Below are 10,347 nucleotides of genomic sequence, written 5' to 3' on the forward strand. Positions count from 1 at the left end.
GAGGGTGGGCCGCCGGCGCGAAGTCGTGCCCGGGGCGGGGGACCCCGGGCCGCCGACGGCCCACCCGGTCTATCGGGCCGGGCCCCCGGCCACGCAGAGGTGGACCGCGAGGGCCGGCAGCGGCGGGATCGGGCTGAGGGTCAGGCCCATCCGGGCGGCGCGGAAGGCGAGCAGCGCGGCCCGCGCCGTGGGAGGCTGCCGGCGGTGCCTCATCCGGCACCTCCCTCGCGCTCCTGCCGAAAGGCCGCCGTGTAGGTGTCCAGGAGCCGCTGGCCGGTCTCGCACTCGCCCGTCCTGCACGCTTCGCACCCCGCGGCATGGCCGATGGCCGCGCGCCACGCGTGCTCTGTGGCGCAGTTGGGGTCGCAGGCCCACAGGGGGTAGGTCGTGAGGGTGGGTCCCTGGCCGATGGTGACCGTGCCGAGCGGGCGGTCCCCGGTGAGCAGCGTGCCGCACAGGGCGCAGCGCCAGCCGTGGAGTTGCTCGCGGGTGAGGGCGGCCGGGTCGATTCCGGCCGGGCCCGGTCCCGGTGCCGTGGTGGCCAGTTCGCTCCTCTTCATCGGCGTCCCTCGTGCGCGGTCGCGGGTGCGCTGGTGAGGGTCCGGGGCTGCTGGCCTGTGGGGTAGAGGGGTGCGTGGGTGGGGCAGGCGTAGGTGATCTGGCCTACCCCGTTGCTGCGGGCTTCCACGTCGACGGGGATGGGTTCGCTGGTGGGCAGTTGGCAGTGGTAGCAGAGCTGGCGGCCCTCGGGCATGGGCCCGTATTCGGCGCGGTCGGCCTCGGCCAGGGCTTCCCGCAGGCGCCAGGGGTGGGTCAGGTAGCGGTCGGGGCCGAGGGGTACGCGCCAGTGGGACCTGGGGCCCGTCGTCCAGGAGACGGGGGGTACGCCGAGGTAGGTTCTTTCGTCGGCGAGTTCTGTGAGGACGCGGACCTGCCGCAGGTGCCAGCTCGTCGCGGAGCCCACGGCGATGAGCCAGTACAGGGTGCCGTACATGTCCTGGATCACGGCGCCGGTCTGGTCGCCGAGCGTCTTCAGTGCGCGTTCGCCGACCATGGGCGCTGCCCTGACGGCATCCCACCATCTGCCGACGGGTAACGCCTCGACGTCCACGGCGGGCGGTGGTGTCCACGGCAAGGATCTGGTAGTCATATGCGCCCCTGTTGTCGAGCGGAAGTGGCACCGATCTGCCCGGCGGGGGGTCGCTTGATCGGCGCCGCTGTCCAGTGGGGCGTAACTTAGGGACGCCAGATGCGATCAGACAGTGACCGGCCGTCCTACTTTCTCACCCAGGTAGGACGCAATGCCCTACCCGTCCAGGTGGAGCCGGTCTGCGAGTTTCGTCACTGGAGAGGTACGGCGCCGCTCCCTGCCGCGGAGTTCGGCCACAAGCTGCCGCGCGGTGCCGTGGTACCTCATCCACTCGGGCGCGTCCTCCTCAGCCTTCAGCAGAGCGCGGGTGGCTGACTCATCCCGGTGGAGGTCGGAGTACGCAAGGGCACGATCTACGTGGAACCGAGCCCGCCACGTCGGGGGGAGCGAGCTGACGTGCTGCACCGTGCGGGCCGTGGTTACCGCCTCCGCGCTCTTCCCCATCTCGACCTGGAAATTCACCTTCGCCACACCCACATTGGTGGGGCCGAACGGAGTGGCGTAGTCGAGGCGATCGACCCCAATGCTTGCCGCAGCGCCCGTGGACAGCCTCAACAACTCCTCCACCCTGTCGTACTTGCTCTCCCCCTGACGTACGGTCGCTGTTGCCGCGCGGAGCAGCAGAATCCCCCATAGGGAGAGATCAACTGGTTGGGAGCGGAAGCCGGGGTTGATCTGGTCGGCATACGTCAGTGCTACGCGCTCGGCGTCCTCCAGCCGTCCCTGCCTCGTGAAGATCCATGCCAAGGTAGAGGCGCCGATAGATTCGAGGTGGGGGTCGTCCGAGCGCCTGGCTGCCTCGGTGGCACGCTCCATGGCGGTGAACGCCGCATCTTCCTTGCCCAACGCCGTAAAAGTGGTCGCCGCCACCTGGTACGCCTCAGCCAGGACGGCATGAGCAGCTGCCTGATCACTGCCGTGATGGGCACGAGCCGCAACGCGGGCGTCACGGATGAGCTGGGGCAGGAGAGAGCCGATCGAGCCCATGCGTCCCTCACGACGGATAACTTCCGTCGATCGAAGCGAAGCACGCAGCGCTCCCACGGATGGCGGGTCCTCCGGGTCGGGGTCCTCGCCGAGCAGGTCGGACAGTGGTGATACCGCCTGCCTCAGCGCGAGCACGGAGGGAGTGTCACCACCGGAGCGAGCTTCGAAGGTGGTTGGCTGTCCGACTAGCGCGGACGTCTCAACGTCCAGCGCGCGGGCCAGCTGGTTCAGCGTGGAAAGCCGCGCCGTCAACCGCCGGTTCTGCTCAAGCTTCCGCACGGTGTCCACCGACACGTTCGCGTGCTCGGCGAGCTGCTCTTGGGTCAGCTCGCGTCGCTCACGCAGTCGACCGATCCTATCGCCGATGGTCTCGTTCTCGTACTGCATGATCACCCCCGCCAGGTGGATGGTCCATCAACGCTACGCCGATGGGGGCGCCATCTACGAGTCTGTCCACCTGACGGGTGATGAAGGAAGGCGTGGTGAGGGCATGGCGAAAGCCCCCTCCGGCCCGAGGCCGGAGGGGCGATGCGCATCACAGTCGGCGGCGGTCGGGAGCGGGTGCGGTCGGGGGCTGCGGGCTGCCGCTCGGATCAGGCGGTGCGGGCGCCGCGTCCTTGCGGCAGGCCAGGGCGCCGGGGTCGGACGGCAGGGGCTGGAGGCTGTCCCCGGCCGGGCATGTCCGGCCGTCTCTGCCGTCCTTGCCGTCTGCCCCGGGCGGCTCCGTCCGGTCCGTCCTTCACGGGTGGCCCTGCCGGGCCCTGGGGCCCTTCTGGGCCTGCTGGCCCCGCGAGGCCGAGCACGGACCCGGCTCCGCCGGGCCGGGCGCGGTTGAGTCGGCGCAGGCGCCCCGGCCGTTCCGTCCCTGCCTATTCCGCCTCAGTCGGCGATGTCGACGCCGTAGCCGCGTGCCAGGGTGGCGAGGCCGTGGTCGTAGCCCTGGCCGACCGTGCGCAGCCGCCAGAGGGGGCCGCGGCGGTACAACTCGGTCAGCAGCATGGTCCGTTCGGTGGTCGCCGCGTCGAGCGTGGCCTGGACGAGCGGCGCCGCGCTGGTCCCGGGGCCGGCCGTGACGTGGATGGCGCCCACGTCGCCGAAGGTGGGTGCGCCGTCGATCGCGGCCGCGACGACGACCTTGCGGGACGAGGGCGGCAGCGCCGCGAGATCGATGCTGACGGTCTGTTCGGTCGGCCCGTCGCCGAGGAGGCGCACGGTGCCGCCGGGGTTCTCCGGGGCGCCGTAGAAGACGAAGTCCTCGTCGAAGGAGACCTGTTCGTCCTCGTCGACCACGAAGGCGACGACATCGATCTCACAGGCCGTCTGCTGGGCCCAGGAGGCCGTGACGGTCCACCGGGTCCCCGGCGCGGATCCGTCCGGGATGTCGACAACACCCCCTCGCGGCAGGACGTGCGCCGCCTCGCGCCCGCCGGTGGGGCGGGGGACCGGGGCGATGTCCGGGGCGGCGAGCCAGGGGGCGTTGTGGGTGGGGATGGCGAGCGAGACGATCCGGCGCATACGGCGGTCGGCGTCGCTCCCGTCGAGCAGCACCACGTCGGTGACGCTCGCGGACAGGTTGATCGCCGCGGCCCCGCCCAGTTCCACGATCCGGCTGCGGGCGGCCGCGGCGGCGGGGTGGGTACCGCCGAGGACCAGCACACGGCGCCCGGCCAGGGGCCCGTCCGGGGCCGGACGCGGCCTTCTCGGCTGCTTCCGGACCTCCCCCGCGGGCCGCTGGGGCTCGCGGCCCGGAGGGTCGGCCTCGGGACGCGGCGAGGGGTCCACCCCGGAGTGGACCGGAGGGTCGGCCTCGGGACGCGAGGAGGGAACCGCCGCGGAGTGGGCCGAGGGGACCGCCGCGGGGCCCGCAGAAGGGTCGGCCACGGGACTCGGGCAGGGAACCGCCGCAGAACGTGGGGAGGGAGCCGTCGCAGGGCTCGGGGAAGAAGCCGTCGCCGGGCTCGGGGAGGCGGCCGCTTCAGGGCGCGGGGAGGGAACCGCCGCGGGCGCCGTCCGCTCATGCGGCGTACCGGGCCGTACATCGTCCAGCAGCCGCAGGAACGTGCGCTCGTCGATCACCGGGACGTTCTCGGCCAGCGCGCGCCGCGCCTTCGCGGAGTCCGAGGCCGCGTCGTTGGTGACCAGGGCGCTGGTGTGCCGGCTGACCGAGGACATGATGTTCAGCCCGGCGGCGACGGACCGTCCGACCAACTCGGCACGGGAGGTCGTGGTCTGCCCGGTGATGGCGATCTTCATGCCTTGCCGGAGCGGACCGCCCGGGACCAGTCGCCCCGGGTTGCGGTAGGCGCACGCGGTCTTGGGCGGCTGGGGCGTGAACCGCGGGTCCTGGCGCGGCGGGCAGGCCACGAGCGGCAGCGGCAGGTCCAGCCGTGCCGCCTCCCGCAGCGAGGCGCGCAGCACCCCGGCCAGGACGCGTGTGTCGTCCAGGGCGTCGTGCGCCTGCCGCCGCGGTACGCCGTAATGCGCGGCCAGGCTGTCCAGCGTGAGGTCCTCGGTCGGCGGATCGACACGCCGGTTCAGCGCGAGGGTGCACAGCCGCTGGGTCACCGGCAGCCACATCCGCACGCGGGCGAATTCGTGCGCGAGGAAGTCGTAGTCGAACTGGGCGTTGTGCGCGACCAGTACGCGGCCCTGGAGCATGGCGCCGATCCGCCCGGCGACCTGGTCGAAGCCGGGCGCCCCGCGCAGCCGCTCGGCCGTCAGCCCGTGCACCTCCACCGGCCCCGGATCGCAGCCGGGGTTCAGCAGCGTCGAGAACTCCCCGGTCGGCTCACCGTCCGGTCCCAAGGTGACCACCGCCACGGACAGCACCCGGTCCCGGCGTGCGATCAGCCCGGAGGTCTCCACGTCCACCAGCGCCCAGTCGTAGGCGTGGTCGCGCAGGCCGGATGCGTCGTCGGACAGGCCGGGGGCGGGAGACGTGAGAGACATGGCGGTAAGGATGATGCGATATTCACCCGTCCTTCAACCCGGATGACCATTCATCCTCATGTGTTCCGGTGATCCGTCCCTGCGGAAGCGTGGCTTCCGTCCCGGGCCGGCCTTTATGCCACCCCGACGGCCGCGCCGACGGCCGCCCCGATATGTTCCCCTGAACAGCGAGAAGACCCCCTCCGCTATGTGCGTAGAGGAGAGGGTCCGGCGCGCCCCCGGCAGGACTCGAACCTGCGGCCAAGCGCTTAGAAGGTGTCAGGGGTTGAGCGATGTGCTCACCTGCGTCTTCGCTGGTCGCTCGCGAACGAATGCCGTCAAAGCGCTTGGTGTCATTCCTGGGGGCTTTGGCTGATGAGCACCCCTCGTGCCTCGCCCCGGCTGATGGGGACAGGGCGAAGGCACGTTCGCGGTCTCTCAGTGGATGCAGAACTCGTTGCCCTCGATGTCCAGCATCGGAATGCACGAATCATCGCCGTCGTACAGTGTGCGCACGTGCACCGCACCGAGCGGGACCAGTCGTGCGCATTCCGCCTCAAGTGCGGCGAGGCGCTCTTCCCCCACGAGTCCGGTGCCGACCCGCACATCAAGATGCACCCGGTTCTTGGCGGCCTTCCCCTCGGGGACACGCTGGAAGTACAGCCGCGGGCCCACACCTGAGGGATCGACGCAGGCGAACCAGGAATCCCGCTGTTCAGGTGGCTGCGATCGCTTGAAATCGTCCCATGTGGCAAACCCCGCCGGTGGGGGCGGTATGACGTACCCCAGCGCCTCGCACCAGAAACGAGCGAGCCGCTCAGGTTCTGCGCAGTCGAAGGTGACTTGGAACTTCTTGATCGGCGTCATCGGCACACTGTGTGGGTGCGTGCCGACACCGAGGCACCGGGCGCCATTTCCGTGCAGATCGAGGTCTCGCGTGAGGTGAGTTGGTGACGGACGGCGGGGTCCGCGACCGGGAGTGGAACCACCGTGACTTCCGGCGCAGGGCGGGGCGGACGGGGTACTACCGGTCGTGCAGGATCTCGGGCCTGGTGACGGGCACGACGGTGATCAAGTCATCGAGGCCCTTGAAGTCGTCGGGGTTGGTGGTGAACAGGGGGAGTCCCTCGGCGGCCGCGATGGCGGCGATCATCAGGTCGGCCACACGGCGACGGGGCTTGCGGCCTGCGGAGACGACGGCGGCGCAGATTCTGCCGTAGATACGGGCCGCCTCCACGTCGAAGGGGATGGGGTCGAATTCGTTTTCGGCGCGCTGCAGGACGTCCATGCGGCGGGCCCGCTCCGCGTGTTCGTCGTAGTCGCTCTGCTCGCCTCCGCGCACCTGGTGGGGGCCTGCGGAGAGTTCCGCGAGGGTGATGGCGCTAATGGCCATCTCGGCAGGTAGCTCGTCAGCGTCGATCCATTTGCGCAGGATCATGATGTTGGTGTCGAGCAGACCCTGCTCGTGCTCAACGGGCATACGGGTCGTCCAACTCCTGATCGATGACGGCGCCCTGGTCGTCGCGGAAGGCGTCCAGCGAGATGTCAGGGGCGGTACGCGACATGGCCGCGAACTCGGCGCGGGGAACGAAGCGGCGACGGCGGCGGAGCGGGATCAGCTCGCCGACACGATGCCCGTCGCGGGTGACGGTGAACGCCTGTCCTCCCTGGACGGCGTCCATGATCTCTTTGGAGCGGGTGCGCAGATCGCGCTGAGTGATCTCCGGCTGCGCTGTCATGCTGTCCATGATAGCGAAGGTGTGCTACCCGGTGCTACGCCGTGATTATGGTGTGGATTCGCTGACGAGAGTCCTTGTCGCCGCGAGGCAGGGTCTGTCTGTGTCCGCGATCGCGGACAGGCGAAGGCGCCTGCTCGTGGAGCGATGTGCATCCGGACATGAAAGAGCCCCTCACGCGTTGTGCAGGTGAGAGGCTGGATGCGCCCCCGGCAGGACTCGAACCTGCGGCCAAGCGCTTAGAAGGCGCCTGCTCTATCCACTGAGCTACGGGGGCCGGTGGTGGTCGTGGAACTCGCGAGCCCCCGGTACCCACGGGGCCGACGGGGCGGCCGTGGTGCGGGTGGCCGGACTCGACGGACCGTGACCTTGCCGGGGACAAGGATAGGGCTCCCTGCGCCTCGCCCCGGTTGCTTCACCTCCGTGGCACGTTGTGGAGGTTCGGTGAAGCGGTCTGATAATCGCAGGCGAGTCCGAAACTCGCATCGTTTTTCACGCCTCAGAGAACGGGTGTTGTGCACTCGTTATGCCCGAGCCTCTGTCGTCACGCCCACCCCGTGACCCTTTTGGGGTGATCCGGGCGGGTCTCTTTGACGCGCACGAGTGAGCATACGCTTCAAAAAGGCACCAAAAGCGTGCATTCTTCACCACGTGGCGATCTTGGACGTACGGCCCCGGCTGCTCGACGCGCTGACCGCACTGCGTGACCGTGTCGACGCCGCTCGGTTTCCGCTCCCCCTTCCCGGCGCCGACCGCGCTCGCCGCAGTCGCGCCGAGCTGCTCGCTCAACTGGACGACTACCTCGTGCCCCGATTGCGCGCCCCCGAAGCGCCCCTGCTGGCGGTCATCGGGGGATCGACCGGCGCGGGCAAGTCCACCCTGGTCAATTCGCTGGTCGGCCGGCGGGTCACCGAGGCCGGGGTGTTGCGGCCCACAACGCGTACGCCGGTGCTGGTGTGCCACCCCGACGATCACCCCTGGTTCGCCGGGCAGCGGGTGCTGCCGCAGCTCACCCGGGTGTGGGTGCCGGCGCAGGGGGAACGGGCGGAGAGCGCGTACGACGAGGAGGGGCGGGCGCAGGAGGGGCCGGCCGCGCTGCGGGTGGAGACCGATCCGGGGCTGGCGCGGGGGCTCGCCCTGCTCGACGCGCCCGACATCGACTCGCTGGTCGCGCGCAACCGCGAGCTGGCCGCCGAACTGATCTGCGCCGCGGACATCTGGGTGCTCGTCACCACGGCCACCCGCTACGGCGACGCGGTTCCCTGGCATCTGCTGCGAACCGCCAAGGAGTACGACGTCACCCTCGTCACCGTTCTCGACCGGGTGCCGCACCAGGTGGCCGCCGAGGTCTCCCGGCAGTACGCCGCGCTCCTTACGGCGGCCGGGCTCGGCGACGTCCCCCGCTTCACCATCCCCGAGCTCCCCGAGTCGGCGGGCGGCGGCAGCGGGCTGCTGCCGGCCACCGCCGTCGCCGCGCTGCGGGCCTGGCTCACCCAGCACGCACAGGACCCGTACGCCCGTACCGTCGCCGCCGCCCGTACGGCCGCCGGGACGCTGGCCTCGCTCCGCTCCCGGATGCCCGCGCTGGCCGGGGCCGCGGCGGCCCAGCACGCCGCCGCGGTGCGGCTGGTCCAGCGGGTCGAGGGCGCCTACGGGGAGGCGGTGGAGCGGGTGCGGCGCGAGATCGCCCAGGGCGCGGCGCTGGCGGGCGGCGCGCTCACCCACTGGTACGGCCTGCCGCACGACAGCACGCCCGATGAGCTCCTTACGGCTCTCACCGACTCCCTGGCCACCCTGCTGCGCAGCGCGGCCGCCACCGCCGACGAACAGGTCACGGAGGCCGGGAGGCGGGATCCGGCCGCGCGGGCCGGGCTGGCGCCGTGCGACGCCGGCGGCGCCGCCGAGCGGATCGGCGTGGCCGTCCGGCGCTGGCGGCGCTGTGTGGAGGAGCTGGCCGAGGAGGAGGCGCGGGCCCGGACCGCCGAATGCGGCGGCAGCCGCGCGCCGGAGGAGATCGCCGCCCTGCTCGCCGCGTCCCTCCTGGGCGGACGCCGCGCCCGTACGGCGGGCGAGAAGCTCGCCGAGACCCTGGGCGCCCATGCGGCGCTGCGCCTGGGCGACCGCGGCGGACGGCTGCTCGACGGCTGCGTCGCACGCGTCATGCGGGCGGAGCGCGACCGCACGCTCGCCCCCCTGGACGCCCTGGACATGACCCCCGACCAACAGGTCGAGCTGATCGCCGCGCTGTCCGTACTGCAGAAGGAGAGGTGACCGATGGTGCAGGCCCCGGAGGACCACGACGGCAACGAGGGCGGTGGGGGAGACCGGGTGGCGGCGGGCCGCCACACCTGGGACGACGGGCTGATCGCCCGCCGCGCGCACCGGTGGGCCGGAGGGCGTGCCGCAGGCCGCCCGGCCCGCGCGGTGGACGCGGTGGGCGCGGGGAGGCCGGAGGAGGCGGCGCCGGGCCTCTCCGGCGGTCCGGCGGGCTTCCCGGGGGAGAGAACCGGCCGGCGGGCCTTCGGCGGCCCTCCTTACGCCGTGTACGAGGCGGGGGCCCGCAGCTTCGCCACCGGCACCCTGCGGCCCCGCCTGGAGGCCCTGCGCCAGCTCGTGGGGCTGTCCCGGTCCCGGCTGGAGGGGCGCACGCTCGCCGGGGCCGCGCGGGTGCTCGACGAGGCGGACGCGCGGGCACGGCACCCCTATGGGCACACCGTGGTCGCCGTGGCGGGGGCCACCGGAAGCGGTAAGTCGACATTGTTCAACGCGCTCGCCGGAGCCCCCCTCTCCGAGGCCGGGATCCGCCGTCCGACCACCGCCACGCCCCTCGCCTGCGCCTGGACCGATCACGCCGACGGCCTGCTGGACCGGCTCGGCATCCCGGCGGTGGACCGGCGCAACCCGGGCTATCCCTACGACCCCGCGCTGCGCGGGCTGGTCCTGCTCGACCTGCCCGACCACGACTCGGCGGCCCCGGGCCACCGGGAGCGGGTGGACCGGCTGCTGGGCCTCGTCGACGCGGTGGTGTGGGTGGTGGACCCCGAGAAGTACGCGGACGCGGTCCTCCATGAGCGCTATCTGCGGCCGCTCGCCGGTTACGCCGAGGTGACCTTCGTCGTGCTCAACCAGGTGGACCGGCTCCCGGGCGAGGCCGCCGACCAGGTGCTGGACGATCTGCGGCGGCTGCTGGACGAGGACGGGCTCGCCCTGGGGGAGCACGGTGAGCCCGGGGCGGCCGTGCTCGCCCTGTCCGCGCTGACCGGTGAGGGCGTCGGGGAGCTGCGCGAGATGCTGGGGCGGCTCACGACCGAGTGCGGGGCGGCCGAGCGCCGGCTGTCGGCGGACGTGGACGGCACGATGACCCGGCTGCGGCCGCAGTACGTGGCGGACGCCGGACCGGTCGGCCTCACCGGGCGGGCGCGGGCGGAGTTCGAGGACCGGCTGGCGGAGGCGGCGGGCGCGGCGGCGGCCGGACGGGCGGCGGAGCGCGCCTGGCTGCGGGACGCGGAGTGGGCGTGCGGGACACCGTGGGGGCGGCTGCGGGGG

At 72.2% G+C, this 10,347-nt stretch carries 10 protein-coding genes and 1 tRNA gene; 2 read left to right on the forward strand and 9 right to left on the reverse strand.

Features of this window, described 5'->3' with window-relative positions; all coding sequences use genetic code 11:
* Positions 1-69: 69 nt before the first annotated feature.
* The 9 genes from AXW62_RS44650 to AXW62_RS31320 form a co-directional block, all read right to left on the reverse strand.
* Positions 70-213, reverse strand: coding sequence for a hypothetical protein (locus AXW62_RS44650; RefSeq protein ID WP_169808186.1), 144 nt, complete (start codon positions 211-213; stop codon positions 70-72).
* Positions 210-560 (reverse strand): hypothetical protein, encoded by a 351-nt coding sequence (locus AXW62_RS31285; RefSeq protein WP_063817692.1) that lies wholly within the window; start codon positions 558-560, stop codon positions 210-212. The genes AXW62_RS44650 and AXW62_RS31285 overlap by 4 nt, the downstream gene beginning before the upstream one ends.
* The gene (locus AXW62_RS39985) at positions 557-1,150 is read right to left on the reverse strand and encodes a hypothetical protein (RefSeq protein WP_079115889.1); all 594 of its coding nucleotides are present in this window, start codon (positions 1,148-1,150) and stop codon (positions 557-559) included. The genes AXW62_RS31285 and AXW62_RS39985 overlap by 4 nt, the downstream gene beginning before the upstream one ends.
* A gap of 156 nt (positions 1,151-1,306) precedes the next feature.
* Positions 1,307-2,524 carry a helix-turn-helix domain-containing protein gene (locus AXW62_RS31295; protein ID WP_060947468.1) on the reverse strand — a complete coding sequence of 406 codons (1,218 nt, stop codon included), beginning with the start codon at positions 2,522-2,524 and terminating at the stop codon, positions 1,307-1,309.
* Between the two features lie 492 nt (positions 2,525-3,016).
* Entirely contained in the window at positions 3,017-5,086 is a 2,070-nt protein-coding gene (locus AXW62_RS31300) for a TerD family protein (protein WP_060947464.1), read from the reverse strand.
* Positions 5,087-5,503: 417 nt separating this feature from the next.
* Positions 5,504-5,932 (reverse strand): VOC family protein, encoded by a 429-nt coding sequence (locus AXW62_RS31305; protein ID WP_060947465.1) that lies wholly within the window; start codon positions 5,930-5,932, stop codon positions 5,504-5,506.
* Between the two features lie 157 nt (positions 5,933-6,089).
* Complete coding sequence (locus AXW62_RS31310; RefSeq protein ID WP_060947466.1) at positions 6,090-6,545, reverse strand: type II toxin-antitoxin system VapC family toxin; 456 nt, start codon at positions 6,543-6,545, stop codon at positions 6,090-6,092.
* On the reverse strand, positions 6,535-6,813 hold the full coding sequence (locus AXW62_RS31315) for a type II toxin-antitoxin system Phd/YefM family antitoxin (RefSeq protein WP_060947467.1): 279 nt from the start codon (positions 6,811-6,813) through the stop codon (positions 6,535-6,537). Before AXW62_RS31315 ends, AXW62_RS31310 begins: the two co-directional genes overlap by 11 nt.
* 192 nt (positions 6,814-7,005) lie before the next feature.
* Positions 7,006-7,078, reverse strand: a tRNA-Arg gene (locus AXW62_RS31320).
* A gap of 383 nt (positions 7,079-7,461) precedes the next feature.
* Between AXW62_RS31320 and AXW62_RS31325 the strand changes: the two genes are divergently transcribed.
* Complete coding sequence (locus AXW62_RS31325) at positions 7,462-9,072, forward strand: dynamin family protein (protein WP_060947469.1); 1,611 nt, start codon at positions 7,462-7,464, stop codon at positions 9,070-9,072.
* A 3-nt stretch (positions 9,073-9,075) separates the two neighbouring features.
* A partial coding sequence (locus AXW62_RS31330; RefSeq protein ID WP_252368807.1) for a GTPase occupies positions 9,076-10,347 on the forward strand: 1,272 nt, incomplete at its 3' end.

The organism is Streptomyces hygroscopicus subsp. hygroscopicus (assembly GCF_001553455.1).
Lineage (GTDB): Bacteria > Actinomycetota > Actinomycetes > Streptomycetales > Streptomycetaceae > Streptomyces > Streptomyces hygroscopicus.

What these genes read in the sequence shown, in the direction of transcription:
- AXW62_RS44650 (WP_169808186.1), bottom strand. Translation starts at nt 213, where the DNA reads ATGAGGCACCGCCGGCAGCCTCCCACGGCGCGGGCCGCGCTGCTCGCC.
- AXW62_RS31285 (WP_063817692.1), bottom strand. Translation starts at nt 560, where the DNA reads ATGAAGAGGAGCGAACTGGCCACCACGGCACCGGGACCGGGCCCGGCC.
- AXW62_RS39985 (WP_079115889.1), bottom strand. Translation starts at nt 1,150, where the DNA reads ATGACTACCAGATCCTTGCCGTGGACACCACCGCCCGCCGTGGACGTC.
- AXW62_RS31295 (WP_060947468.1), bottom strand. Translation starts at nt 2,524, where the DNA reads ATGCAGTACGAGAACGAGACCATCGGCGATAGGATCGGTCGACTGCGT.
- AXW62_RS31300 (WP_060947464.1), bottom strand. Translation starts at nt 5,086, where the DNA reads ATGTCTCTCACGTCTCCCGCCCCCGGCCTGTCCGACGACGCATCCGGC.
- AXW62_RS31305 (WP_060947465.1), bottom strand. Translation starts at nt 5,932, where the DNA reads ATGACGCCGATCAAGAAGTTCCAAGTCACCTTCGACTGCGCAGAACCT.
- AXW62_RS31310 (WP_060947466.1), bottom strand. Translation starts at nt 6,545, where the DNA reads ATGCCCGTTGAGCACGAGCAGGGTCTGCTCGACACCAACATCATGATC.
- AXW62_RS31315 (WP_060947467.1), bottom strand. Translation starts at nt 6,813, where the DNA reads ATGGACAGCATGACAGCGCAGCCGGAGATCACTCAGCGCGATCTGCGC.